This window comes from Streptomyces sp. NBC_01257 (genome assembly GCF_035917255.1).
Taxonomy (GTDB): Bacteria; Actinomycetota; Actinomycetes; order Streptomycetales; family Streptomycetaceae; genus Streptomyces.
The window spans coordinates 1,443,390-1,469,923 of the sequence record NZ_CP108472.1 but is presented as its reverse complement, the minus strand read 5'-3'; the positions used below and the strand labels follow the sequence as shown (position 1 = coordinate 1,469,923).

The 26,534-nt window shown below is 70.8% G+C and carries 22 protein-coding genes; 11 read left to right on the top strand and 11 right to left on the bottom strand.

The features are described 5' to 3' along the window. Positions 1-102: 102 nt before the first annotated feature. Positions 103-816, bottom strand: coding sequence for a TVP38/TMEM64 family protein (locus OG408_RS06045; protein ID WP_266776148.1), 714 nt, complete (start codon positions 814-816; stop codon positions 103-105). Positions 817-865: 49 nt separating this feature from the next. Between OG408_RS06045 and OG408_RS06040 the strand changes: the two genes are divergently transcribed. The 3 genes from OG408_RS06040 (at position 866) to OG408_RS06030 (ending at position 4,021) form a co-directional block, all read left to right on the top strand. Then, a complete protein-coding gene (locus tag OG408_RS06040) occupies positions 866-1,603 on the top strand; it encodes a DNA alkylation repair protein (protein WP_326668701.1) in 738 nt (245 codons plus the stop codon). A gap of 305 nt (positions 1,604-1,908) precedes the next feature. Then, a complete protein-coding gene (tuf, locus tag OG408_RS06035; protein ID WP_266776144.1) occupies positions 1,909-3,078 on the top strand; it encodes an elongation factor Tu in 1,170 nt (389 codons plus the stop codon). A 97-nt stretch (positions 3,079-3,175) separates the two neighbouring features. Next, the gene (locus OG408_RS06030; RefSeq protein WP_266776142.1) at positions 3,176-4,021 is read left to right on the top strand and encodes a spermidine synthase; all 846 of its coding nucleotides are present in this window, start codon (positions 3,176-3,178) and stop codon (positions 4,019-4,021) included. Here the strand turns inward: OG408_RS06030 and OG408_RS06025 are convergent. Together OG408_RS06025 and OG408_RS06020 are read right to left on the bottom strand one after the other, a co-directional pair. Next, on the bottom strand, positions 3,983-5,293 hold the full coding sequence (locus OG408_RS06025) for an MFS transporter (RefSeq protein ID WP_266776140.1): 1,311 nt from the start codon (positions 5,291-5,293) through the stop codon (positions 3,983-3,985). The genes OG408_RS06030 and OG408_RS06025 overlap by 39 nt on opposite strands. Before the next feature lie 51 nt (positions 5,294-5,344). Continuing rightward, complete coding sequence (locus OG408_RS06020; protein ID WP_266776138.1) at positions 5,345-6,466, bottom strand: hypothetical protein; 1,122 nt, start codon at positions 6,464-6,466, stop codon at positions 5,345-5,347. Between the two features lie 154 nt (positions 6,467-6,620). Between OG408_RS06020 and OG408_RS06015 the strand changes: the two genes are divergently transcribed. Then, positions 6,621-7,058: a DUF4442 domain-containing protein gene (locus OG408_RS06015; RefSeq protein ID WP_266785985.1), complete on the top strand. Its 438-nt coding sequence runs from the start codon at positions 6,621-6,623 to the stop codon at positions 7,056-7,058. Between the two features lie 190 nt (positions 7,059-7,248). Further along, on the top strand, positions 7,249-7,896 hold the full coding sequence (locus OG408_RS06010) for a DedA family protein (RefSeq protein WP_266776136.1): 648 nt from the start codon (positions 7,249-7,251) through the stop codon (positions 7,894-7,896). A 39-nt stretch (positions 7,897-7,935) separates the two neighbouring features. Here OG408_RS06010 and OG408_RS06005 read toward each other — a convergent pair whose 3' ends face one another. Beyond that, a complete protein-coding gene (locus OG408_RS06005) occupies positions 7,936-8,466 on the bottom strand; it encodes a gamma carbonic anhydrase family protein (protein WP_266776134.1) in 531 nt (176 codons plus the stop codon). Positions 8,467-8,637: 171 nt separating this feature from the next. Here OG408_RS06005 and OG408_RS06000 point away from each other — a divergent pair, with 171 nt between their 5' ends. After that, positions 8,638-9,375 carry an acyltransferase gene (locus OG408_RS06000; protein ID WP_266776132.1) on the top strand — a complete coding sequence of 246 codons (738 nt, stop codon included), beginning with the start codon at positions 8,638-8,640 and terminating at the stop codon, positions 9,373-9,375. Between the two features lie 21 nt (positions 9,376-9,396). Here the strand turns inward: OG408_RS06000 and OG408_RS05995 are convergent, their stop codons facing one another. Next, entirely contained in the window at positions 9,397-10,263 is an 867-nt protein-coding gene (locus OG408_RS05995; protein WP_266776130.1) for a DMT family transporter, read from the bottom strand. Between the two features lie 94 nt (positions 10,264-10,357). On the opposite strand from OG408_RS05995, the gene OG408_RS05990 reads away from it, so the two are divergent. From OG408_RS05990 to fxsT, 5 genes are all read left to right on the top strand, one after another. After that, entirely contained in the window at positions 10,358-10,930 is a 573-nt protein-coding gene (locus tag OG408_RS05990; protein ID WP_285572077.1) for a helix-turn-helix domain-containing protein, read from the top strand. A 44-nt stretch (positions 10,931-10,974) separates the two neighbouring features. Further along, positions 10,975-11,529, top strand: coding sequence for a YbaK/EbsC family protein (locus OG408_RS05985; protein ID WP_285572080.1), 555 nt, complete (start codon positions 10,975-10,977; stop codon positions 11,527-11,529). 522 nt (positions 11,530-12,051) lie between these two features. Beyond that, positions 12,052-14,499 carry an FxsB family cyclophane-forming radical SAM/SPASM peptide maturase gene (locus OG408_RS05980; protein ID WP_326668694.1) on the top strand — a complete coding sequence of 816 codons (2,448 nt, stop codon included), beginning with the start codon at positions 12,052-12,054 and terminating at the stop codon, positions 14,497-14,499. Between the two features lie 149 nt (positions 14,500-14,648). Continuing rightward, entirely contained in the window at positions 14,649-16,019 is a 1,371-nt protein-coding gene (locus tag OG408_RS05975) for a TIR-like protein FxsC (RefSeq protein WP_266776122.1), read from the top strand. After that, complete coding sequence (gene fxsT / locus OG408_RS05970) at positions 16,003-19,962, top strand: FxSxx-COOH system tetratricopeptide repeat protein (protein WP_266776120.1); 3,960 nt, start codon at positions 16,003-16,005, stop codon at positions 19,960-19,962. Before OG408_RS05975 ends, fxsT begins: the two co-directional genes overlap by 17 nt. Positions 19,963-20,036: 74 nt before the next feature. Here fxsT and OG408_RS05965 read toward each other — a convergent pair whose 3' ends face one another. From OG408_RS05965 to OG408_RS05940, 6 genes are all read right to left on the bottom strand, one after another. Further along, positions 20,037-20,900: an alpha/beta fold hydrolase gene (locus OG408_RS05965; protein ID WP_266776118.1), complete on the bottom strand. Its 864-nt coding sequence runs from the start codon at positions 20,898-20,900 to the stop codon at positions 20,037-20,039. 106 nt (positions 20,901-21,006) lie between these two features. Next, the gene (locus OG408_RS05960) at positions 21,007-21,846 is read right to left on the bottom strand and encodes an aminoglycoside N(3)-acetyltransferase (RefSeq protein ID WP_442806008.1); all 840 of its coding nucleotides are present in this window, start codon (positions 21,844-21,846) and stop codon (positions 21,007-21,009) included. A 74-nt stretch (positions 21,847-21,920) separates the two neighbouring features. Then, positions 21,921-22,331, bottom strand: coding sequence for a CoA-binding protein (locus tag OG408_RS05955; protein ID WP_326668691.1), 411 nt, complete (start codon positions 22,329-22,331; stop codon positions 21,921-21,923). 206 nt (positions 22,332-22,537) lie between these two features. Beyond that, positions 22,538-23,602 carry a transcriptional regulator gene (locus tag OG408_RS05950; protein WP_326668689.1) on the bottom strand — a complete coding sequence of 355 codons (1,065 nt, stop codon included), beginning with the start codon at positions 23,600-23,602 and terminating at the stop codon, positions 22,538-22,540. 1,171 nt (positions 23,603-24,773) lie between these two features. Then, positions 24,774-25,580, bottom strand: coding sequence for an ABC transporter permease (locus OG408_RS05945; RefSeq protein WP_326668687.1), 807 nt, complete (start codon positions 25,578-25,580; stop codon positions 24,774-24,776). Next, positions 25,577-26,485 carry an ABC transporter ATP-binding protein gene (locus OG408_RS05940; RefSeq protein WP_326668684.1) on the bottom strand — a complete coding sequence of 303 codons (909 nt, stop codon included), beginning with the start codon at positions 26,483-26,485 and terminating at the stop codon, positions 25,577-25,579. The genes OG408_RS05945 and OG408_RS05940 overlap by 4 nt, the downstream gene beginning before the upstream one ends. Between the last annotated feature and the right edge of the window lie 49 nt (positions 26,486-26,534).

Genomic DNA, 26,534 nt, shown 5'->3' with positions numbered 1-26,534 from the left:
CGCGCGGGCCCGGAGATCGTCTGTCGGTCGCGGGCAGCGTATCGCCCCCGGATGAACGGGGTTACGACAACCCCCGCCCGGCCCGTCGCATCGCCCGCCGCATCACTCCGCGCTCAGCCGGTGGCGCCGCCGCCAGGCGACCACGGCCCCGCCCGCGCCCGTCAGGACGATGAAGGCCATCGCGGCCAGGAAGGCGGGCGAGGTGGGGGAGGACGCCTCACTGCCGGCGATGACGTACGCGGCCGTGTTCGGGATCGAACCGAGGCCGGTCGCGACCAGGAACGGCGGATACCCCATGCGTGACACGGCGGCGCAGTAGTTGGCGGCAGCGAACGGCACCCCGGGGAAGAGCCGCAGCGCCAGCATCGAGCGGAAGCCGTGCCGGCTCAGCTGCCCGTCCGCCGCCCGCATCCAGCGCCCGCGCAGCAGCGTGCGGAGCGCGTCCTGCCCCAGCACCCGGCCGAGCATGAACGAGATGCCCGCGCCCAGCACCGTGCCCGCGAGCGCGGCCGCCAGCCCCGCCTGTGAGCCGAACAGCGCCCCGGCGGCCAGGTTGAGGAGCGGTCTCGGTACGAAGGCCACGGTGCAGATGCCGTACGCCAGGCCGAAGAGGACCACCGCGGCGGCGCCGCCGCTCAGCTGGGTGGGCCAGCCGGACGACAGCAGACGCTGTGGCTCCAGGAGCAGCATCGTCGTCGCGGCGGCCAGCAGTACCGCCACGAGCAGGGAGAACCGGGACCAGGGCGACAGCAGCACCCGCGTGCAGCGCACGGCGAGGCCACCGGCGGGGCGGGTGGCGGTGACGGGGTCGAGCATTCGGGGAGAGTAACCGACACCCGTGTGTGATCGCCGTAATGTGACCGTTATGAGCCATGGAGCCGAACCGGCCGGGAGGAGTACCGAACCGGTCCCCGGCCTGCCCCGCAGCGTTCTCGCGGACACCGTGCTGGAGCGCCTGACCGTGCTGTATCCCACGGCCGCCGATGCCGTCCGCGCGCGGTCGGCCGCCGCGTACATGAAGGACGTGGCGCCGTTCCTCGGCATTCCCACGCCCCGGCGCCGCGCCCTGTCCCGCACCGTCCTCGAAGGCACCCCGCGCCCCGACGAGGCGGACTGCACCGCCATCGCGCTGCGCTGCTGGGCCCTGCCCGAGCGGGAGTACCACTACTTCGCCGTCGACTATCTGCGCCGCCACGTCGCACGGTGCTCGTCCGGATTCGTACCGGTGCTGCGCCATCTGGTCTCCACCGTCTCCTGGTGGGACACCGTCGACCTGCTCGCGGCCCATGTCGCGGGTCCGCTGGTGGCCGCAGGGCCGGAACTGCGGCGGACCATGGACGAGTGGATCGAGGACGACGACCTCTGGATCGCCCGCACCGCGCTGCTGCACCAGCTGCGCTTCAAGGAGGCCACCGACAGCCGGCGGCTCTTCGCCTACTGCCTGCGCCGGGCCGGCCACCCCGACTTCTTCATCCGCAAGGCGATCGGCTGGGCCCTGCGCGAGTACGCCAAGACGGACCCGCGGGCCGTACGGGACTTCGTCGACGGCGCCCGTGACCGGCTGTCGCCGCTCTCCGTGCGCGAGGCCACCAAGCACCTCTGAGACGGCAGCACTCCAACTCCCTTACCGGCCGCCGATAATCATTCGACGGACCGTGAGCCCGTCGGAGATGATCGAGCCATGTTCCGGTACGCCTTCCTCGCAGCGCAGTCCGCAGTCGCGGACACGCCGAAGGCTGCCGTGAGCCCCCTCGCAGCAGATGTCGCAGCAGCGTTCACCGCTGCCGCAGCGCCCTTCGGCGGCGCCCGAAGCTGACCCTCCCCCGACTGTCCGGCGGACCCCGCAAGGGGAGGGTCGGCCGGGCCCCGGGGTCTTCGTTTCTCAGCTTCGCACCCAAGGAACTCACCATGCCCAAGACGGCATACGTGCGCACCAAGCCGCACCTCAACATCGGCACCATGGGCCACGTCGACCACGGCAAGACCACCCTGACCGCCGCCATCACCAAGGTCCTCAGCGACCGCGGTACCGGCACGTTCGTCCCGTTCGACCGCATCGACCGGGCCCCCGAGGAGGCGCAGCGCGGCATCACCATCAACATCGCGCACGTCGAGTACGAGACCGGCACCCGGCACTACGCGCACGTGGACATGCCGGGCCACGCCGACTACATCAAGAACATGGTGACCGGCGCCGCCCAGCTCGACGGGGCGATCCTCGTCGTCTCCGCGCTCGACGGGATCATGCCGCAGACCGCGGAGCACGTGCTGCTCGCCCGCCAGGTGGGCGTCGACCACATCGTCGTCGCCCTCAACAAGGCGGACGCGGGGGACCCCGAGCTGACCGACCTGGTCGAGCTGGAGGTCCGTGAGCTGCTGAGTTCCCACGGGTACGGCGGCGACACCGTGCCCGTCGTGCGGGTGTCGGGTCTGCGGGCGCTGGAGGGCGACCCACGCTGGACCGCGGCCGTCGAGGCGTTGCTCGACGCGGTCGACACGTACGTACCGATGCCGGTGCGCTACACCGACGCGCCGTTCCTGCTGTCGGTGGAGAACGTCCTGACCATCACCGGCCGGGGCACGGTCGTCACCGGCGCCGTGGAGCGAGGCACCGTGCGTGTCGGGGACCGCGTGTCGGTGCTCGGCGCGGACATCGAGACGGTCGTCACCGGTCTGGAGACCTTCGGCAAGCCGATGGAGTCCGCCGAGGCCGGCGACAACGTCGCGCTGCTCCTGCGCGGGGTCGAGCGCGACCGGGTGCGCCGCGGGCACGTCGTCGCGGCGCCGGGCAGCGTCACCCCGAGCCGGCGCTTCACCGCGCAGGTGTACGTCCTGTCGGGGCGCGAGGGCGGCCGCACCACGCCGGTCGCCACCGGTTACCGGCCGCAGTTCTACATCCGCACCGCCGATGTCGTCGGCGATGTGGACCTCGGGGACGCGGCGGTCGCGCGGCCCGGTGAGACGGTCACCATGACCGTCGAGCTCGGCCGGGACGTGCCGCTGGAGTCCGGCCTCGGCTTCGCCATCCGTGAGGGCGGCCGCACCGTCGGCGCAGGCACCGTCACCGGACTGCTCTGAGGAGTCCGGCCGTTCCGGGCCCGTCTCCCGTTCACCGCGGGAGGCGGGCCCGTCGTCGCGGTGGGGGAGGGGCCGGACCGCACCCCACAATGGGGGAGTGAACGAGTCGATACCCGTCATCCGCGACGTGGACCAGGGCACCGCCAGACTGCTTCCCGACGTGGACCGGGAGCGGGCCTGGCTGCTCACGGTCGACGGCTCCCCCCAGTCGTACGTCGACCTCGACGCACCGGAGCACCTCGAGTTCGAGTACGCGCGCCGGCTCGCCCACGTCGTGGACTGCGCGGCCGGACCGGGCGTGCCGCTGGACGTCCTGCACCTCGGCGGCGGCGCCCTCATGCTGCCCCGCTACGTCGCCGCGACCCGGCCCGGCTCCCGGCAGGAGGTCGCCGAGGCGGACCGCGGTCTCCTCGCCCTCGTCACCGAGCACCTGCCGCTGCCGGCCGGCAGCGGGATCACCGTGCACGCGGCGGACGCCCGCAAGCAGCTGGAGGAGACCGCACCCGGCTCCGTGGACGTGCTGGTGGCCGATGTCTTCGGCGGCTCGCGGGTACCCGCCCACCTCACCTCGGTCCCCTACGCACGGGCCGCGGCACGGGCGCTGCGCGAGGACGGCGTCTACGCGGCGAACCTGGCCGACGGTGCGCCCTTCGGCTTCCTGCGCTCGCAGCTGGCCACCTTCGCGACCGTCTTCCCCGAACTGGCCCTGATCGCCGAGCCGGCCGTGCTGCGCGGGCGGCGCTTCGGCAACATGGTCCTCGTGGCCTCCCGGGCGCCCCTCGACACGGCCGCCCTGATCCGCCGCTGCGCGGCCGACGCTTTCCCGGCCCGGGTGGAGCACGGGGACGCGGTGACCGCGTTCGTCAAGGGCGCCCGGCCGGTCGGGGACGACGAGGCGGTCGCCTCACCCGAGCCGCCCGACGGTGCCTTCAGCATCGGCTGACACGGGCACGGCCCTGGAGAGCAGCACCTCGGTGGACGAGGTCCGGCGGGTCAGATTGCGTACGTCCGGCACGAACAGCACCGCGCCGGTGACCAGCACGACCAGACCCGCGCAGCCCCACAGCGCCTGACTGCGTCCGACCAGCGACTCGACCGGACCGGCGAGCGCGGTGGCCAGCGGCACCATGGCCACCGAGCCGAACCAGTCGTACGCCGAGACCCGCGACAGTTTCTCCTCCGGGATCTCCTGGTGCATCGCCGTCATCCAGGAGACGCCGAAGACCTCGATGGCCGCCCCGCTGACGAACATCACCACGCAGAGCCCGGCCACCGGCAGCGGTACGGCGAGTCCGGCCGACGGCAGGGCCAGCGGGAAGACGCAGAGGGTCCCGGCCAGCAGCAGCCGGCGAGGCTTCCACCGCATCATGAGCACCGCCCCGCCCAGCGTGCCGACGCCGAACGCGGCGAGCGCGAACCCCCAGGGCCGGGCGCCACCGAGCTCGTCCCGGGCCACCAGCGGCCCGTACACCGCCTCCGCGGCCCCGACGGCGGCCACCACCACCGAGAACTGCGCCACGATGGCCCAGAGCCAGGGGCGGCCGATGAACTCCTGCCAGCCGTCCCGCATGTCGGCGAGCAGACCGCCGCCGGGCTCCCGCGACGGGATGTGGCTGACGTCGAGGAAGGCGCGCAGCGCACCGGCCCCGGCGAAGGCGGCGGCATCGACGGCCAGCACCCAGCCCGGGTCCATCGCGGCGATCATGGCGCCGCCGAGCGCCGCGCCGCCGATGGCCGCGCCCTGGGTGGACATCCGGAAGAGGGCGAAGGCGCGGCCGGCCTGTTCGCCGCTGACACTGGACATCAGCATGCCCTCGGCGGCGGGGTTGAAGAAGGCCTGACCGGTGCCGCACAGGGCGGTGAGCAGCATCATCTGCCACAGCTGGGGGTCACCGGCCAGGACCAGCCACGCGAAGACGGCCTGGGAGACGCAGTTGAGGGTGTTGGCCGCGACCATCACACGATGGCGCGGCAGGCGGTCCGCTATCGCCCCGCCGATCAGCAGGAACAGCACCAGCGGCGCGGTCCTGGCGGCGGCCACCAGACCGACGTCGCCCCCGTCGCCGCCCGCCTGCAGAACCGCGAACGCCGCCGCGATCAGCGCGCCGTGGGTACCCAGGGCGGTGATGATCGCGGCGGCGGTCAGCAGCCGGTAGTTACGGTCCGCAGGTACGGTGCGGTCCTTGCGGGGGGCGGGGGCGGCTGCGTCGGTCACCCAGGGACTATTGCGGTAATGACCCCGTTGTGCCAAATGCGTTTCCGCCGGTCAGGACTTGGTGATCTTCACCAGCCGCACGGTGCTCAGGATCTTCTGGACCGTCGCGTCCGGCAGTTCGTCGGGGACGTTGTCGGCGGCGTACAGCACCCAGGAGGAGAAGGCGCCTTCACTGTTCTTGAAGGTGAAGGCGATGGTCTTGCCGTCGGAGTCGCACTTCTTCTTCTTGGTGACGTTCGGGGCCGTGGCGGTGACCACGCTGCCCGTCAGACCCGACTTGGTCGTGTACTGCTTGGCCTTGCTGATCTTGATGGTCTTCTTCGGCATGTGCTGCGCGTACGCGCCCCACGCCCAGGTGCCCGCCTCGTTCCGGGCGTTCACGGCGGCGTCCGTGGCGCCTTCCGCGCCGCGGGTGCCGGTGCCGGCCAGGCTGTAGTTCTCCTTGGTGCCGTCCTTGTCGAAGTCGTCGACGCACCACTTGCTCTTCAGGTCCGCCGGCGCGGAGAAGCCGATGAGCGGCGGCTTGTCCTCCTTCGCCTCGTCCTCGAAGTACGAGAACGTGCCGGGGGACGAGACCTCCCAGTCACCGGGCACGTCGAACTGGGTGCCCCACTTGGGGTTGGTCACGACCTTCCAGCCCGCGATGAGCGGCTTGGGGTCGCTGTCGCTGCCGCGCGGGTTCGCCTCGGACGGGGACGCGGAGCCGGAGGGCTTGGCGGGCGCGGACGACTTCGTGTCGTCGGCGACGTTCTTGCCGTCCTTGTCGTCGTCCTTGTTCAGCACGACGACGCCCGTGACCGCCGCGGCCACGACGACCGCGGTCGCCGCGACGATGGCGATGACCGTCGTCTTCTTCTTGTCGTTGCCGGGCTGGGGCCCGCCGGGCGGACCGGGCACCGCGTACTGCGGGGCGGTCGGCTGCTGGTACGGGTTGGGCTGCTGGTATCCCGGCTGGCCCTGCTGCGGATAGCCGTACCCCGGCTGCTGCCCCGGCTGGCCCTGCTGCGGGTAGCCGTACCCGGGCTGCTGTCCGGGCTGCTGCCCGGTGCCGGGCTGCTGCTGCCCCGGCTGCTGATAGGGATTCGGCTGCTGGTACCCCGGCTGCTGGTACGGGTTCTGGTTCTGGTCCTGCGGGTTTTGCTCGCCCCCGGGCGGCTGCTGTCCTGGCCACATGGCGAGTAACGATAGAGGGGAGCCGTCCGGTCGGCTACGGCCGCCCCCGTGAGCGGACGGTGAAGGATGCGGCCGGGGCCGGAGAGGGGGACCGGTGAGGCATGGCCAAACATCGCTACCCATGAGTAACATCTGGCTCATGAGCGCTGAAAAGATGACCGCCGGCGAGATGCTCGCCGCGACGGTTCCGATGGTCCGGACCCTCAACCTCGAATTCCTGGAGTCCACCGCCGAACGCGCGGTGATCCGCATGCCGGACCAGGCCGACTTCCACAACCACGTCGGCGGACCGCACGCCGGTGCCATGTTCACCCTGGCGGAGTCGGCGAGCGGCGCCATCGTCATCGCCGCCTTCGGTGACCAGCTGACGCGGGCCGTGCCGCTGGCGGTGAGCGCCGAGATCGGCTACCGGAAGCTGGCCATGGGTGAGGTCACCGCGACCGCCACGCTCGGCCGGCCGGTGGCCGACGTCGTCGCCGAGCTCGACGCGGGCAAGCGCCCCGAGTTCCCGGTGACCATCGAGATCACGCGCGCGGACGGCGCCGTGACCGGTGAGATGACCGTCGTCTGGACGCTCCGCCCGAACGCCTGACACCGGATGTCCCCGGCCGGGGCCGCCAGGCACCCGAGAGGGAGCGGGCGGCCCTTCGCCCTGTCCGGCCCCGATCCGCCGGGACCGCCCTTCGCGCTGTTCCGGCCGTCGGGGCGACCGGTAGGCTTCCCGCCGTGCGCCGAGGAGTTGTCCGGCGGGCGATGAGGCCATCACTACGGAGGAACCGGCGTTGCACATCCAGGAGTGGCTGGAGACCGTCCCCGCGATCAGCGTGTACGCCCTGGTGGGCGTCGTCATCGGGCTGGAGAGCCTGGGCATCCCGCTGCCCGGCGAGATCGTGCTGATCAGTGCGGCGCTGCTGGCCTCGGGCCACGACGGGATCAACCCCTGGATCCTGGGCGCCTGCGCCACGGCCGGGGCGGTGATCGGCGACTCGATCGGCTACGCCATCGGCCGCAAGGGCGGACGGCCGCTGCTCGCCTGGCTCGGCGGGAAGTTCCCCCGGCACTTCGGCGAGGGCCATATCGCCATGGCGGAGCGCTCGTTCCAGAAGTGGGGCATGTGGGCGGTCTTCTTCGGCCGCTTCGTCGCGCTGCTGCGCATCTTCGCCGGACCGCTCGCGGGCGTGCTGCACATGCCCTACTGGAAGTTCCTCACCGCCAACGTGCTCGGCGGGATCGCCTGGGCCGGCGGCACCACGGCCGTCATCTACTCGGTGGGTGTCGTCGCCGAGGCCTGGCTCAAGCGGTTCTCGTACCTGGGACTCGCGATCGCCGTGCTGATCGGGCTCGCCTCGATGCTGATCCTCAAGAACCGGGCCAAGAAGGCGGCCGCACGGGCCGAGGCCGAACCGGCGGCCGTACCCGTCGCCGACTGACGGCAGGGCGCCCCGGCCGTGCGGCCGGGGCCCGCGTGCTCAGCCCTCGTACGCCTGCCGGTGCGCCTTCGCCAGCTCCACGTAGCCGACGGCGTTGAACCTGATGCCTTCGAGCTCCTCCTCGGTCAGCTGCCGCTTGACCTTCGCGGGCACGCCCGCGACGAGCGAGCCCGGTGGCACCCGCATCCCCTGCGGGACGAGGGCCTGGGCGGCGATCAGCGAGCCGGTGCCGATGTGGGCGCCGTTGAGGACCGTGGCACCCATGCCGACCAGGACGTCGTCCTCGATGGTGCAGCCGTGCAGCACGGCGTTGTGCCCGACCGAGACGCGCGCGCCGACGGTGACCGGGAAGCCGGGGTCGACATGCACGCTGCAGTTGTCCTGGATGTTGGAGTCGGCCCCGATGACGATGGGGCCGCAGTCCGCCCGCAGCACCGCCTGGTACCAGAGGCTGGAGCCCGCGGCCATGGTGATCTCACCGATCGCGACCGACGTCGGTGCGGTGAAGGCATCGGCGTCGATGGCCGGCTCCTTGCCGCCCATGGCCGTGATCAACGCCTGCTCTGCCATCGCGCGTCCCTCCCTGCTCAGATGCTGTGGACCGCGGTCGGTCCGACCGCGGCCGGACGGTCCCGCCCGGGAAAACGGTAAACGACGCGTGCACCGGCCGGACCGCCGGTGGGGTGAAGATCACAGGCGGGTGCGGTGAGCGGCCGCGGGCCCGACGACTACCGTGAGCGCGTGCCGAAGAACAGAAACACGTTCTCATCCCTGACCGCCTGGCGGCGGCGCGCCCTGTCCGGGGCCGTCCACCGCTGCTGGCGCTGGGTGCAGGAGACCGGCGCGGTCACCGCGGCACACCCCGGCGGGCTGCGGTTCCGCCGGATCGGCGAGGGGACCCGGCTGGCCTTCCCCCAGGGCACGGTGTTCGGGGAACCGTGGATCGAGCTGGGCGCGCACTGCATCATCGGCGAACAGGTCACCCTCACGGCGGGGCTGATGCCCGATCTCGACCTCGGGCCGGAGACCGTCCTGACCCTCGGCGACGGTGTGGTGCTCGGCCGCGGCAGCCATGTCGTCGCCGACACGACGGTGACGATCGGGTCGGACACGTACTGCGGACCGTACGTCTACATCACCTCGACCAACCACAGCTACGACGACCCGCAGCAGCCGGTCGGCAAGCAGTGGCCGCGGATGGAGCCGGTGGTCATCGGGCCGGGCTGCTGGATCGGCACGGGGGCGGTGATCCTGCCCGGCGCCCGGCTGGGCCGCAACGTGGTGGTGGCCGCGGGTGCGGTGGTACGCGGCGAGGTGCCCGACCACGCGGTCGTGGCCGGGGCTCCGGCCCGTGTCGTACGGAGCTGGGACGCCGAGAAGGGCTGGCAGCCGCCCCTGCGCACACCGGCTCCGGTGCCGATCCCCGAGGGCGTGACCCCCGAGCAGCTGCTGGCCGTGGCGGAGCTCGACGAGAGCTGACCGGCCCGCCCGTACCGGCTGTCACCCGGTCGCGAGCAGTACCGTGCCGAGAAGCGCGAGCCCGGCTCCCGCCGCCTGCACACCGCGCAGCCGCTCGCCGAGGAATCCCCGCGCGGCCAGGGCCGTGACCACCGGGTAGAGCGAGGCCAGTACGGCGGCGACGGTGACCGGACCGTGCTGTGCGGCGATCGAGTAGGTGCCGTTCGCCGCGACGTCCGCGAGACCCACGAAGGTCAGCGCCGGCAGCGCGCCGAGCACCACGGCGGCACCGCCCTCCTCGGGCAGCGCCCGGCCTCCGCGCCGCACGGAGACGTACAGCGCCGTGCCGCCCACCGCGACGTTGGTGATCCGCTGCACGAAGAGCGCAAGGAACAGCCCGGTCACGGTGGTGGACGCCTCGGCGATGAGGGACATCACGGCCCCGAAGCCGAAGGCCGCGACCAGGGTCAGCAGGACCGCCTGCCGCTGCACCGGGGCGCCGCGCAGCTGCGGCCCGCCCGCCATCACGATGCCCGCCACGGCGACGGCCACCCCGGCGAACTGCAGGAGCCCGGGCCGCTCGCCGACGATCAGTCCGACGCTCACCGGCACGGCCACCCCCAGCGAACCGAGCGGCGACACCACCCCCATCGGGCCGAGCGCCAGCGCCTTGTAGAAGCTCAGCATCGCGACCGGCCCCACCGCGCCCGCCGCGACGGCGAACCAGAGCTGCCCGCCGGCCTCGCTCCAGCCGCCGGTGGCGACCACGATCACGCCGAGCACGGCCGCGGCGACGACCTGCGAGACGACCACCACGGTCAGCGCGGGCGTACGCCGGGTCAGGAGGCCGCCGCCGAAGTCGGCCAGACCCCACAGCAGGCTGGTGGCCAGGGCGAACAGTGCGGTCATGGGCGAGCCTCGCAGTACAGTGCGGTGGACGGTTGGGTGCACCACACCGTAGTGCAGTATTTTCGACTCTGTCATCCAAAATATTGGACGGAACGTGACTGACCTCGACCAGCTGACCCAGTCCCTCGCGCGCAACCTCAAGCGCTGGCGCGGTGAGCGGGGGTTCACTCTGGACGCACTCGCCACGCGTGCCGGGGTCAGCCGCGGCATGATCATCCAGATCGAACAGGCCCGCACCAATCCGAGCGTCGGCACCACGGTCAAGCTCGCCGACGCGCTCGGGGTCAGCATCACCACACTGCTCGACTACGACCAGGGCTCCCCGGTCCGCCTGGTGCCCGAGGACCAGGCCGTCCGCATGTGGTCCACGGAGGCGGGCAGTTCCACCACCCTGCTGGTCGGCACCGAGGCCCGGGGCCCGCTGGAGCTGTGGACCTGGCATCTGGTGCCCGGTGACGGCAGCGCCTCCGACCCGCATCCCGAGGGCACCGTGGAACTGCTCCACGTCGCCGCGGGCACCCTCACCCTGGACGTGGACGGCGCCTCGTACACCGTGCCGGCGGGCACGTCCGCCACCTTCGAGGCCCATCACCCGCACGCCTATCGCAACGAGGGTTCCGAAGCCGTCGACGTCACCATGGCGGTCTCCATCCCGCCCGTCAGATGAGACGCTCAACCGGCAGGCAAGGAGGGGCTGTTAGCGTGTCCCGCATGCGCGCCCCCATCGGCTCCTTCGAGGACGCCTGCCCCGCTGCCGACCGTCTCGCACTCCTCACCGCGCCGGTGGCCGCGGCGGTACGCGAAGGCTGGGGCGACATCCCCGCCGAGCAGATCATCCACGTCGACACGGACCCGGAGATCGCCGACACGGCGGCCTTCGTGAAGCACCACGGAGCCGATCTGCTGGAGCGCTCGGCCAACTGTGTCGTCGTGGCCGGCAAGCGCGGCGGCGAGGTCACCCTCGCCGCCTGTCTGGTCCTCTCCCACTCCCGCGTCGACGTGAACGGCGCCGTCCGCAAGCACCTCGGCGCCCGCAAGGCGTCGTTCGCCCCGATGGACACGGCGGTCGGTGAGACGGGCATGGAGTACGGCGGCATCACCCCGGTCGGACTCCCGGGCGGCTGGCCGCTGTTGATCGACTCCGCCGTGGTGGACGAGGAGTGGGTCCTCGTCGGCAGCGGCACCCGGCGCGGCAAGCTGATCATGCCGGGCAAGGCGCTGGCGGCGCTGCCGGGGGCCGTGGTCGTCGAGGGCCTGGGAGTCTGACCGAATCGTGTCTCGGTTGCCGGTCCTGTTTCCGCATCAGTCTGGTCCGGGCCTCCCCGCTGCGGGAGGCTGGGCCTGGCATGCCCTGGCTCCGGCGAACGGGCCGGGCGGGGAGCGGATTGGGCCATCCGGGGGTGGTGCGCGTGACCGCAGGGCGGGTGCGCGCGTTGTGGTGCGCAGCGCCCCGACGTGTGTCCAAGTGGCTATCTCTGAAGATTTGTCCTATTTATAAGGAAAACCAGGGATTCTTCCCTGTCCATATCGGGGTTCGCGATCATGGACGTCCTCAACATGAAGGGCCTTAAATGAAAACTACACTCGTCTCGGCGGCCGTCCGGCCGGGGTTCGCGCCCCGCAGCCAGGCCGTGCCCCGGGTGCCGCTCGCGCAGCGAGCCGCTGTCCAGGGTGGCGGGGCCCTGCCCGCATCGATCAGCCGGCTCCTGCCGACTGACACCGGGGCGAGTCCGTTGGTGATCGCAGCCTTTCAGTCGTCCGTCTGAGTAGCCGGAACCGTCACGCGTCATGGACCGGCCACCCCCTTCTTTGAGCCAATTCGTGCTGAAGATGCACAGCCGTTGTGATCTTGCCTGCGATCACTGCTACGTGTACGAGCACGCGGACACGAGCTGGCGCGGCCGGCCCCGGGCGGTGACGAGACAGACCCTGGCCAGGGCGGCCGACCGCATCGCGGAACACGCCCTGGCGCACGGGCTCCCCGTCGTTCACGTCGTCCTGCACGGCGGGGAACCGCTGCTCGCCGGCCCGGAGCTGATCCGGTGCGCGGCCGAGGAGCTCACCCGCGCACTCGACGGCATCAGCGCACTGGACCTGCGCATCCACACCAACGGCGTCCTCCTCAGCGAGGACTTCTGCGACCTCTTCGCCGAACTGGGCATCAAGGTAGGGGTGTCGCTCGACGGCGACCGGGTCTCCAACGACCGCCATCGCCGCTACGCCGACGGACGCACCAGCCACCCCCAGGTGCTGCGCGCCGTCGCACTGCTCAACCGCCCGGGCTACCGGCGGCTCTTCGCCGGGCTGCTCTGCACGATCGACGTGGAGAACGACCCCGTCGCCGTGTACGACGCCCTGGTGGCCCTGGACCCGCCGCGCATCGACTTCCTGCTCCCGCACGCGACCTGGGACGTGCCGCCGCCCCGGCCGCACGGATCGGTCACGCCCTATGCGGACTGGCTCGACGTGATCTACCGGCGCTGGGACGCGGCGGGCCGGCCGGTGCCGGTGCGGATCTTCGACTCGGTGCTGCGGACACTGCGCGGCGAGAGCAGTCTCACCGAGTCGCTGGGCCTGGCCCCGGCGGATCTCGTGGTCATCGAGACGGACGGCACGTTCGAACAGGCCGACAGCCTCAAGACGGCCTACGACGCGGCACCCGCCACCGGCATGAACCTCGTCGACCACACCCTCGACGAGGTGCTCGCCCATCCGGGCATGCTCGCCCGGCAGCAGGGTCTGGAGCAGCTCGCCGACGAGTGCCGCGCGTGCCCGGTGGTCGACTCCTGCGGCGGCGGCCTCTACGCACACCGCTACCGGACCGGGAGCGGCTTCCTCAACCCCTCGGTGTTCTGCCCCGACCTGATGGAACTGATCGTGAACATTCGTGACCGGGAAGCCGCGACGGCCGTGGTGAGCGGCCCGGAGCCGCTCGACGAGGCCGGACTCGGTGCGACGGGACTCGACGAGCTGGCCTCGGGCTTCGGCAGCGACCGGACCGTGGCCCGGCTCGTCGCGGCCCAGGCCGAGATCAACCACGAACTGCTCGCCGCCGTCGGCGAACGCGCCCCGCGCACCGACCGCACGGCGATGCAGGCCTGGGAGCTGCTGGTCGACATCGACGCGTGCGCGCCCGAGGCGCTGGACGCCGTCCTCGCGCACCCGTACACCAGGCCATGGGCGCTCGGTGTGCTCCGGGACGGGACGCGACGGGACGCCGCGGCTCCCGGCCTGGCGGAGATCGCGGCCGCCGCCGTGCTGCGGGCCCGGCGGGGCGACACGGTCGCGGCCCCCGTGCGGGAAGGACTGCTGCGCCTGCCCGGGCTCGGCTCGGTGGCGCTGCCGCCGGACGCCGCGCTCGCCGAAGTGACCGCGGACGCCGAGGGGTTCTCGGTACGGGCGGCGGGGCGCCGTGTGCGGATCGACTGGGAGGAGGGGGTGGACGGACTCACTCCGTACTGGCAGCCGGTGCGCGTGGTCGAACGTCCCGGCTGGTCGGTGGCGCTGGAGGACACCGACCCGCTGCGTGACCGCCACCAGTGGCCCGTCGCCCCACGGCTCTCCGCGGGCGAGGCGAAGCTCTGGGCGCAGGACCTGGCCGAGGCCTGGACCCTGATCCAGGACGAACTCCCGGGCTACGCACCGGGGGTGGCGACCGGACTGCGGGTCGTCACTCCGCTGCACGCACCCGGGGGCAGCGATGTCAGCGCGGCGTCGCGGGATGCCTTCGGGGCGATCGGCGCGGCCCGGCCGGACACCCCGGAACTGCTGGCCCTGCTCATCGTCCACGAGTTCCAGCACGTGAAGCTGGGCGCCGTTCTGGACAGCCTCGACCTCCACCACCCCGACGACGGCGGACGGCTGTTCTACGCGCCCTGGCGACCCGACCCGCGGCCACTGGACGGTCTGCTCCAGGGCACGTACGCGCACATCGCCGTCACGGACTTCTGGCGCGTGCGCAGGCACACGGCACAGGGCGCCCTGGCGGGCGCGGCCGAAGCGCGGTTCGCCCGGTGGCGGGAGCAGACGACGCAAGCCGTGGAGGTGCTGGCCGGATCGGGGCTGCTGACCCCGCTCGGCGAGCGGTTCGTGGCCGGAATGCGCGGCACGGCCGAGACCTGGGAGGCGGAAGAGGTCTCCGCCGCGGCCCTGGCCCGGGCGCGGGACTCGGCCGGGCGTCATCGCGCCGACTGGATCGCCCGCAATCCGGTGCATGGAGCGCAGCTCCGTCCTTGATCCCTTTCAAAATTGGCGGATATGGCAGCAATTGATTGACCGGCACCGAAAGCGGAGCGGCCGGATCGGCAAATAGGCGCGTTCCTGCCGTTCCGCCGAAGATTCGATACTTCCTAGACTGAGGTCCCACACGTGGACCGGGGGAGACGTTGGATCTTGAAGGTGCCGGAGCACAGGGAGATGAGCCGAGACCGTACTTCTTCCTCAGCTATGCGCATACACCCAGGAACGATCCGAAGGACAAAGATCCGAATCTCTGGGTCGAGAGATTCTACCGGGACCTGTGTGCCCACGTTCTGCAGCTGACGTCCTTGCCCGCCGGGGTTCCGGCCGGGTTTCTGGATCAGCAGATGCAGCCCGGAGAGGGATGGCAGGAGCGCCTCTCCGAATCCCTCGCGTACTGCAAGGTGTTCGTTCCGCTCTACTCGCCGCGCTATTTCCTGAGTGAGCAGTGCGGCCGGGAGTGGTACGCGTTCTCCAGCCGTGCGGTGCACTATCAGGCTGCCCGCAGCAACGGCAGCCAGATGTCGGGAATCGTGCCGGCGCTCTGGGTTCCCGTACCGCCCAGACACCTGCCGCAGCCGGCCGAGAGACTGCAGTTCAATCACGCCGCCTTCGGTGAGGAATACGCCGACGAGGGGTTCTACGGACTGATCAAACTGCGCTATCTGCGGGACCAGTACGAAAGGGCCGTCTATCTGCTGGCCAAGCGGATAGTGAAGGTGGCGGAGCAGAGCCGGATGCCGGAGGGGGACCCGCACCAGGACTACGCCGCGGTGCCGAGTGCCTTCGGACCGCCTGGCAGGGCCCGGCAGATGGAGATATCCGTCCTCGCCTGTTCCCGCTCCGACCTGCCGCCCGACCGGGCACCGGACTGCTACGGGCCCGCGCAGCGGGACTGGAATCCCTACCACCCCAAATCGTCCAGGCCGCTGGCCGACCACGCCGTCGACCTCGTGCGCAACCTCGACTACCAGGTGCGGGTGGGCGAGTTCGAGGCGGAGGCCGAGCGGATGCTCGGTGCCGAGCGGCCGCAGGCCCCGGGGCTGCTCCTGCTGGACCGGTGGGCGCTGGACACCCCGCGCCGCCAGGAGCTGCTGCGGCGGCTGAGCGAGAACGGCCGGCCCTGGATCAGCGTCATGGTCCCGTGGAACAGGGACGATCCCGACTCCGGGCGCCGGGAGGCCGAACTGCGCGCCGTGGTCGAGGGGGTACTCGAATCCGGGCCCGAGGGCGAGCACGGTCACCGGTCGCACGGCGGCGGCGTCCCCACCCTGGAGGCCTTCAGCCAGGAACTCCCGGGAGCCGTGAAGTCCGCGGAACGCCACTACGCCGCGCATGCCGAGACATTTCCGCCCGAGGGCGCGGGCGGTGCGATGCCACGACTGCTGATCGACGGCGTCGGTTACGGAAGCAGCAATTCCGCTCCATCTGTTACCGGTACGGGCCAGGACACGGGCGATACCGGCGACGGTGACGCCCCCGAGGGGGAGGACCCAGCAGATGACCGAGAACCGTGACGGAACAGTCGTCACCTTCTACTCCTACAAAGGCGGCACGGGGCGCACCATGGCGCTCGCCAATACCGCCTGGATTCTCGCCGCCAACGGCTACCGGGTGCTCGCCGTCGACTGGGATCTCGAAGCCCCCGGACTGCACCGGTTCTTCCATCCCTTTCTCGATCTCTCCGATCTGGCCGCCACACCCGGGCTGATCAATATGATCACCGAATACCAGGAGGAGGCGCGCAGGCCGGCGGCGCGCGATCCGGAGTGGCACCGTGAATACGCCCGGGTCCGGCCGCACGCCACTTCGCTCAACTGGGCCTTCCAGCACGGCGGAAGCCTTGATTTCCTTTCCGCGGGACGCCGCAACCGGGACTATTCCTCGACCGTGGGCCGGATGGACTGGGACGACTTCTACGAGCGCTACGGCGGTGGCCAGTTCTTTGACGCGATGCGGGCCGACATGCAGAAACACTATGACTTCACCTTGATCGACAGCCGTACCGGACTGAGCGACATCGCCGACATCTGCACCGTCCAGATGCCGCAGGTGCTGGTCGTCTGTTTCACCCTCAGCGACCAGAGCATCGAGGGCGCGTCCGCCGTGGCCCGCGACATCGAGGAGCGGTTCCACGACAAGCACATACGCATCCTGCCCGTGCCGATGCGCATCGACGACGGCGAGAAGGAGAAGGCCGACGCCGGCCGGGCGCTGGCCCGGGAGAGCTTTCCCGGATTCCCCAGCGGCCTGTCCAGCGAGGAACTGGCCAACTACTGGGGCACGGTGGAGATTCCCTACCGGCCCTTCTACGCCTACGAGGAGATCCTCGCCACCTTCGGTGACGCGCCGAATATATCGAGCTCCATGCTCACCTCCTGCGAACGGCTGACCTCGGTGCTCACCGAGGGCCGGGTCAGCGCGCTGCCCGCGATGGACGAGTCGGAGCGGCTGGCCTACGTGGCCGCCTACACCCGCCGCAGGCCTGTCCCGCCGTCCAACATCGTCCTCACCTATGTGGCGGAGGACCAGATGTGGGCGGACTGGCTGGAGTCGGTCCTCACCCGGTCCGGATTCCATGTCGTGCCCGTGGACGTGCGCACCTCCCACACCGCCTGGAACGACGCGGAATGGGCGACGGCGGGTGCCTTCCGGGTCGTCCCGGTCGTCTCGCAGGCCTACCAGAGTTCGAGCAGGGCCCGCAGTCTGTGGGAGTCCGCGCTGGGCCTCGACCCCTCGGGCAGCCGCCGCCAGCTCGTTCCGGTGCGGATCAGCGACGTACGGCTGACCATGCCGCTCAACAGCAGGGGCATCGTGGACGTCGCCCGGCTGGACGAACGCGAGGCGGCCACCGCCGTGCTCACGGCACTGGACCGGCCCGAGGCCATCGAGTCGGCGCAGGCCGCACCCGGCGGCCCGCGCTTCCCGGGCACGGTCCCCCGGGTGTGGAACGTACGCCCCCGGCACGCCGAGTTCACCGGCCGCGGCTCCGTACTGGTGCGCCTGCGCGACCAGTTACGCGGCAGCAACCGCGCCGCACAGCATCTGCCGCAGGTCCTCTACGGGCTCGGCGGCGTCGGCAAGACCCAGGTGGCGCGGGAGTACGCGCACCGGTTCCGGGCCGACTACGACCTGGTGTGGTGGGTGGAGGCCGAGCAGCCCGACCGGGTGGTCTCGTCACTCGCGGAACTCGCCGAGCAGATGGACCTGCGGGCCGGGGAGGTGGTCGCCGAGGCGGCCAGGGCAGCACTCCAGGCGCTGCGCAGCGGGGCACCGTACGCCCGCTGGCTGCTCATCTTCGACAACGTCGAGGACCTGGACAAGGCGCTGGAACTCTTCCCCGACGAGACCGGACCGCTCACCTCCGGGCTCTACGGCCACATTCTCGCCACCTGCCGCAACAAGCCGATCTCCGGCCGGGTGGAGCCGGTCGAGGTCGAGGTGTTCACCCGCTCGGAGAGTGTCGAGCACCTCTGCCGCAGGGTGCGGAAGCTGCCCGCGAGGGACGCGGACCGGGTGGCCGAGGCCGTCGGGGACCTGCCGCTCGCCGTGGAGGTGGCCGCGGCCTGGCTGGCCGAGACCGCCACCCCCGTCGACGCCTACGTCGAACAGCTCAGGGAGCAGAGCACCAAAGTGCTCTCCCTCGGCAGGCCCGAGGACTACGCCCTGCAGATCGGCGCCACCTGGAACATCTCCATCGCCCGGCTGCGCAACGAGTCCAGAGCGGCGGTCCGGCTCCTCGAACTGTGCGCCTTCTTTTCCGCCGAGCCGATATCGATGACCCTCATCGGCAGCGACTCGATGTTCCGCTCCCTGCTGCCGTACGACCCCGACCTCCGCGAGCGGTACATGCTGGGCCGTGTCATCCAGGCGCTCAACCGTTTCGCCCTGGCCAAGGTGGACCCGGCGGACAGCAGTATCCAGGTCCACCGGCTCGTCCAGGCCGCCGTCCGGGCCGGACTGTCGCCCGAGGAGCGGGACACGGCCGTCCACGAGGTGCACCGCATCCTCGCCGAGGCCCGGCCGGCCCAGGGCGCCGACCAGGACAACCCGGTGAACGACCCGAGGAGCTGGCCGGCCTTCGAGCTGATCTGGCCGCACCTGGGACCTTCGGGCGTCGCCGACTGCGACGAGGCCGAGGCCCGGCAGCTCATGGTCGACCGCATCCGCTACCTCCTCAAACGCGGCGAGCTGGAGAGCGCCCGGGTGCTGGGGACCCAGCTCAACAAGACCTGGACCGAGGAGCTCGGCGAGGACGACCTGCAGACCCTCAACCTGCGCTTCGAGCTGGCCAACGCCCTGCGTGCACAGGGGCGTTACCCGGAGGCCCGCCGGATGGACGAGGACACCCTCGCCCGGCAGACCCGCCTGCTGCGCAAGGACCATCCCAGCCTGCTGATCACCACCGGCAGCCTCGCCGCCGACTTGCGGGCGCTGGGCCGGTTCGACGAGGCGCTGGCCCGGGACCAGAAGATCCACCACGTGATGCGCGAGACGTTCGGGGACAATCACCCCCGCACTCTCGTCGCCGCCCACAACCTCGCCATCGACTACCGGCTGACCGGTGACAGCGAAGCGGCCCGCAGGCTCGACGACCTCACCGTGGAGCGCCGCAGCACGCTGCTCGGCGAGGACCACCCGTACACCCTGACGACCAAGGGCCACCTGGGCCGCGATCTGCGCGAGACCGGGGAGTACGAGTCCTCCGTGCAGATCCTCCGTGAGGTCAAGGCCGCCTTCGAACGGGTGCTCAACGCGGACGTGCCCGAGGCGCTGCGCACGGCCAAGAGCCTGGCCGTGTCCCTGCGCAAGGCGGGCCACCCGCACGAGGCGAAGCTGCTGACGGAGGAGACGTACAACCGCTACCGGGAGCGGTACGGCACCAAGGTGCCCGACGCCCTCGCCTGCGGGCTCAACCTCGCGGCGGACTTCTCCGCGGTCGGCGACAAGCAGGCGGCACTGGACCTGGCCCAGCAGTCCCTGGACGGCTACCGGGCCACTCTGGGCGAGGACCATCCGTTCACCCTGGCCTGCCGCAACAACGTCGCCATCTACCTGCGGGGCATGGGAGCGGCCCAGTCGGCGGCGGAGGCCGGCGAGGAGGTCAGGTCCGCGCTGGAGGACAGCCTGGGAGCACAGCACCCCTTCACCCTCTGCGCCGCGATCAACCTGGCCAACGCCTACGGCGACCTGAACCGGCCGCAGTCGGCGGAGCGCTGGGAGCGGGCCGCTCTCGACGGCCTGCTGGACCGGTACGGTCCCGCGCACCCCGATGTGCTCGCCTGCCGCTCCAACCTGGCCGTCACCCTGCGCTCCATGGACCGGGAACGGGAGGCGGAGCGGCTGCGGGCCGAAGTCGTGCCCCTGGCGGTCGAGCACCTGGGGATGGACCACCCCATCGCGGTCGCGGCCCGCACCGGGCGGCGCATCAACCGCGATCTGGAACCGCAGCCGGTCTGAGCCGCGCGGGCGGCGGGGCGGTCATCCGGAGCGATCCGGCCGCCCTGCCGCCGCCGGCGGGTGCGACCGGACGGTCATCGGGTGACCCAGCCCAGCACCCGGGTCAGCACACGCAGCGCGCCGAAGTGCGCGGCTCCGCGCTCCACCACGGTCTCCGCGCCGGGGATGCGCTCGCCGAGCCAGCGGGTGTGCTGCGCCGGTGCGTACACATCGTCCTCGCCGTGCCACAGCAGCACGGGCGAGGCGATGTCCTCCGGCCGGAACCCCCAGTCGCTGCTGAACGACATGACGTCGTCGACCCAGCCGTCGGCCGAACTGCGCAGCCCCTCGGCGAAGTTGCGCACCAGCATGGCGCGGATGCCCGTGTCGGAGACGATCCCGCGGTCCGAGGCCGAGAGTCCGCGGTGCATGTCGACGACCGAACCCATCGGATCCGCCCGGATCGACGCCGACCGGCGTTCCAGCGCCGCGGTGAGCCGGCCCCGTCCGGCCGCTGCGTTGATGTACTCACGGACGTTCGACTCGGTCATGCCCTCGAACCAGTCGAGCCCGGGGGCGTCGCGGGGCGCCAGGCCGACGAGGGCGGCCGTACGGGCGACGCGCCCCGCCAGCAGGGCGGCGCAGGCGAGGGCGTGCGGCGCTCCGCCCGACCGTCCGACCACGGCGAACTCGCCGATGCCCAGGGCGTCGGCGATGGCGGCGACATCGGCGGCCACATGGGACACGGCACGGCCGGGCAGCCGGTCGGACGCCCCGTAGCCGGGACGGTCGTAGGCGATGAGGTGGATGCCCAGCCGGTAGAGCACCGCCCCCCGCGGGGCCGGTCCGAGCCGGCTGCCCGGGGTGCCGTGGAGCAGGAACACCGGTCTGCCGCGCGGATTCCCGAAGCGCTCCACGGCGAGATCCCTGCCGTCCTCGGTGCGGATCAGCTGCTCCATCCGGTGCCTTCCCCTCGGGGCCGATACGCGGTAAGTATGAGCGCCACAAGGGGAGTTGGATATAGATGCACCGGCCAGGAGGTTGTCGCGCGGGCGTGAAGCGCCGTCAGATGTGCGCCCCTTGCGCGCCTCTGTGCGCCGGTAGCCACCCCGTGGCGAAGGAGACCGCTGCCGGGAAGCGGAACAGCCGGCCCGCGGCGGAGCCGACCGGGGCGGTGCGGACGGCGCCGGGCTCCGATCGTTCGAAGTCCGCGCCCAGTTCCGCGAAGTCGCCGTCGTCCAGGGCCACGTCCTCGTACTCCCACCACCGGCTCCCGCCCCCGCCACCCACCACACAGCGGTAGGTGCGGCGGGGCGGCGACGGCACCCGGTACTCCGCCAGGTGGAACGCGGTGCAGGAGCCGAAGCCGGTGCCGAGCAGCAGGATCTGCGCCCGCAGTTCGTGCAGACGGGCCAGCGGGGAGTCCTCGCCCAGATGGCAGTCCGGACGGTGGTCCGCCACCACATGTCCGGCCAGCGGGCCCAGTGCGGCGAACGAGGTCTGCGGATGCGCGCTGCGCACGGAGCCGGGGGAGCGGCGCACCGTTTCGGAGAGCCGGCCCATCGACGGGGCGGGTGTGAGCGCCGGGTCGAAAGCGGGCATCGCCGCCCGTACCGCCTCCCGCTCCCGCTCACCGAGGCCGTGGACGGTGGCGCGGAACTGCGGGGAGGTGTCGGAGTTCTCCGGAGTGAAGGACGGGACCACGAGTGTGCCCTCCGGCCCCAGCGCCTCCCGCAGCGCCGCGGCGACCGTGCCCGCGCCACCGTTCACCGCCCCCACCGCGCTCAGTGACGCGTGCACCATCAGCACCCCGCCGCGCTCGACGCCGAGCGCGGCGAGCTGTCCGGACAGCAGGGCCCGGCTGTGGGGCGCGGTGGACACGCTCGGTGCGTGGGCGGTACTCACAGCGGGCCATCCTCCCAGCCCGGAGCGGAGTGTGATACCCCGTGACACCCCGCACATACGACCGGCCGGCGCTCTCAGCCGTTCAGTGCGGGGATCTCGATCGCGGGACACCGGTCCATGACCATGTCCAGCCCGGCCGCCCGGGTGCGTTCGTACGCCTCCTCGTCGATCACGCCGAGCTGGAACCAGACGGCGGAGGCGCCGATCGCGACGGCCCGGTCCGCGACGGGGCCCGCGAGCTCACTGTTGACGAAGACGTCGACGACGTCGACGGGGAACGGAATGGATTCGAGGTCCGGATAGCCCTGCTCGCCGTGGACGGTCTCGGCCTTCGGGTGCACCGGCACGATCCGCTTCCCATGGCGCTGCAGGACGTCCGCCACCCCGTAGGCGGCCCGGCCGCGGTTGGACGACAGGCCGACGACCGCCCAGGTGTCACCGAGCCCGGTGAGGATCTTGCGCACAGTCTCGGGCGACCCGTACATGTCTGACTCCTGATCGGTGGGAATGCTCCTGGCGGGTCAACGACGCGGAGCGCCGTGCGATTCCCGATCCGGCCGGTGAAGCCGGGATGCGAGGCGGCCGCGGAGGACCCGCTTCCTGCGTCCTCCGCGGCCGCCTCGCCCTGACGGGAGGTGCGCACGACGGCCCGGACCCGTGAGAGCTGCGACGAGGTAAGAGGCGAAGTGTGTTACTGGTCAGGTGTGTTGCTCATCATGGAGTGCACGCGCTCGTCAAGTTCCTGTGCGAATTCCTTCCAGATGTCGGCATACTGGCGCGCGAGTTCCACGACAAGGGCTCCACAGTGCGGAGGGACCACCTGGGTTAAGGTCATCCACTCCTGCGGGCCCATGGCATTCTGCTGCAGCAGTCTGAGGAGGTTCCGGCCCTCTTGATTGTGGCGCAGAGAAGGGTCTCGGATGAGTTTCTCGAGTACGTCCGCCGGGTCCAGCTGCGCTCTGCGGAGCTGGCGTTCAGGGCTGGTTCTCACGGACTCGACCGGTACCGGTCTCTCCTCCGGAGGCGCAGGCCTGGTCGAATGCGCCGTGACAGGCAGCTCTCCGGCCGCAAGCCTTTTGCGGACGTCACTCACTGTGGCGGGCGATATGCCGGCGATTCTGGCCACTTCACGCAACGAGGCATTGGGGCGCTCGGCCAGGGCCTCGGCCGCCTTGAGCCGTCCGTCGATGCTGTTCAGCGGGCGCACTCTGCCGTCTCGTCCGATCCGCACGTTCAGCTGCGGGGGCACGTCGAGGGAGGTGCGACGGATGGCTGCGACGGTTTTGGCGCCCAGTCCCGAAGCCTGGGCGATCGCCCGGTCGGACATTCCGGGGTGCGAGCCGAGAATGCGTGCCGCCGCGGCTTTGCGATCCGCTCGGCTGAGGGGAAGACCGTGAGCCACATTGGCTGCCACGGCACAGAGGAAGGCGTCCTCGGTGGGGCCCTCGAAGAATGTGACTTCTATCGTTTCCTGCCCCTTCGCAGAGGCAGCGAGAATGCGGTGCAGGCCGTCGATCACGCGCATCGTGCGACGGTCGACGATTATGGGTGGAAGTCGCGCGTCAATCTCCGCGAGCCGGTCGATATGGTCCTGGTCCGGCCCCTCGGCACGCAGTTGATAGCCCGGCAGCAGAGAAGGTATGGGAACTTCTTCGACCGGTGGGATTCCTGGAACACCTCTTGATATGGCCGCAGCGGTTTGGAGTGCTGTATCGGGGGCTCCTTTGGCTGGCAAAATTGCGGCAATCTGGTTCAAACTTCCCACCCCGTTGGATCGCTGTGTGATCTCGTGCTCGTGGTCAGGCAACCGTCATGGGGCAATTTTCTGGCGGCTCAAACCCTGTATTCTGCCCCGCCCCCGGGTTGCGAAAACACGATTTTAGGACAGGTACGAATGCTCATCCGTACGAGTGAACATCGTCGCTGTTCGCCACGATGTTGTCGAGGGGGTTGTTGGGGGTGTGCGCGCTCCGCGGACTTGGGTGGGGAGTCAGGATTTGACTGGTTTGCGCCCGCTCGGGGTGGAGGGTGAGCGCCCAATCGGGTGACGTGCTGTTACCGCTTATCGCGACGTTCGCCGCAGTGCAAGCAGGGGAGTGTTCGGCGTCCTGAAAGCGCTGGTCACCGGGGCGGTTCGAGCTGCCGACCGGATGTCTGGCCGGTTGAATTCAAGTCATCCGCGGCGTCCTCGGGTGTCACCGCCGGCATCGCTTGTGGGGCGCCGGGACTGCCGGTCCGGCCCGTGCGGCGGGCCCGGATCCGTGGGGATTTTTTGACTCCGCTGTTACCGGCGCGCACGCGGTGGTGGTGTTCGCTAACTGCCCCGGATCCGGAGGGGAAGAGTCCGGCGGATGTGGGCCCGAGGGGCTCGCGACCTGACTCCGTGCGGCCGCCGACCGGCAGTTCTTCCTGGTTCGCTTTAGTGAGCCGCAACTGGAATATGAGATTCACTCCAGTGGTGATCCAGCGTTCGTGTGTTCAACTGCGCAATTTCGTCAGTTGCACAGTCAGCTTGTCTTGTATCAATCGCTACTGACCGGCCCGGAATGGCGTTGCGCAGGGGCCTCATTCGCCCGTTCCGGACCAAAAAGAAGTGCACGCCGGGCCTTGACCATCGCTCCGGGAGCGGGTCGGGCGTCGGCGTGACCGATGGTTCCAGGTGACATACATCGAGTTCGGCAGGTACGGACCAGCAGGCCACCGGTTGTGCCGGTGTCTCGCGATGGGTTCGTCGATCTGTTGTGTGCATGACCGGGGGTGGATGACGTGTGTCGGTGCGGTGGAACTCGGGCCCCTTCTCGGGACACGCCCCGAGAAGGAAGGCCGTGTCCTACCGCAGTTCCCAGCAATGCTTTTCGGCCATTGCTATCGGACGTCCCGCCGGCTCGGGCGGACGAGCCGACGGTGTCCGATACGCGCCGGACGGCTCACTGGTCCCGCCGCTGCACGACGGTGACGGAAGCCACCACGGCCCCCAGGGCCCAGGCCGCGTACACGATCCAGGCGCCGGTCGTCGTCCACGGCTGCGGGATCTCCGGAGTGAACGGGGTCTCCAGCAGGCGGCGCCAGGCGCTCATCGGGAGGGCGTGGTTCAGGACGGCCGACCAGCGGTGGTCCTCGCTGAAGAGGAACGGGGCCAGCAGCAGGATGACGACGCCGGCGACCATCGACGGCCCCGCGTGCCGCAGAAGCGTGCCGATCCCCATGCCGACGAGAGCGCAGACGGGTGCGAGCAGGGCCGACGCGACCACGCCGCGCAACGCACCCGGGTGGTCGATCGAGACGCCGACGTCCTTCATGCCCAGGATGCCCTGGGTGACGTAGAAGGAGACGAGCGCGATCAGGGCGCCGAAGATGCTCATGACACCGGCCATGACCAGTGCCTTGGCCGCCATCACCGACCGGCGGGCCGGCACGGCGGTGAACGTGGTGCGGATCAGGCCCGTGCTGTACTCACCCGAGATCGCGACGATGCCGATGGCGGTGACGGCGAGGGCGAAGATCAGGCTCGCGTTGTCGGTGAAGGACATCTGCACGGGGATGCCGTCGCTGATGAACTTCGCGGCACTTCTCGTGTCCTGCTCGGTCCAGTAGTGGGTCCTGTCGTAGGCCTCACCCGCGTTGAAACCGATCGCCGCCAGTGCGGTCGCCAGGAAAACCCACGGCGTCGAGCGCAGCGACCACATCTTCAGCAGCTCGGCGGAGAGCAGGTTGCGGAACTTCACGTCGTTCATCGGGCGTCTCCCGCGGTGTACTCGACGCTGGTGGCGGTGAGTTCCATGAAGGCGTCCTCCAGGGAAGGTGTGCGTGTGGAGAGTTCGTGCAGCAGGATCTGGTGCTCGTGCGCCAGCTCGCTGATCCGGGCCGCGGGCAGACCCGTGACCGTGAGCTGGTCACCGTCGGCGCGTACGGTCGCGCCCTCGACCGTCAGCACCGGTGTGAGCGTCTCGGCGCCCTTGGTGCGTACGGTCACCGCGGCGCCGGTGGCGCGGGCGGCGAAGTCCGCGAGGCTCTCCTCGGCGATGAGCGTGCCCCGGCCGATGACGATCAGATCGTCGGCGGTGTGTTCCATCTCCGACATCAGGTGACTGGACACGAAGACGGTCCGGCCCTCCGCCGCCAGCCGTCGGAACAGCCCGCGCACCCACTTCACACCCTCGGGGTCGAGGCCGTTGAGCGGCTCGTCGAAGAGGAGCACGGGCGGGTCGCCGAGCAGGGAGGTGGCGATGCCGAGACGTTGCTTCATACCGAGCGAATAGCCGCCGATGCGGCGCTTGGCGGCGTCGGTGAGTCCGACCTCCGCCAGGACGTCGTCGACCCGGCTGCGCGGGATGCCGTTGCTGAGGGCCAGGGCGGTGAGATGGGCCCGGGCCGTGTGACCGCCGTGCACGTCGTTGGCGTCGAGCAGGGCGCCGATGTGACGCAGGCCGCGCGGGCGGTCGCGGAAGCGGACGCCGTCGACGGTGACGGTGCCGGAGGTCGGCTCGTGCAGGCCGAGGACCAGCCGCAGCGTGGTCGACTTGCCGGCGCCGTTCGGGCCGAGGAAGCCGGTGACCCGGCCGGGGCGGACCGTGAAGGAAAGACTGTCCACGGCGGTCTTCTTGCCGTACCTCTTGGTTAGTTCGCGAGCCTCGATCATGGGATCAACGATGTCGGTCCGGCCGTGCGGTGACATCCTGCCGTGGCTG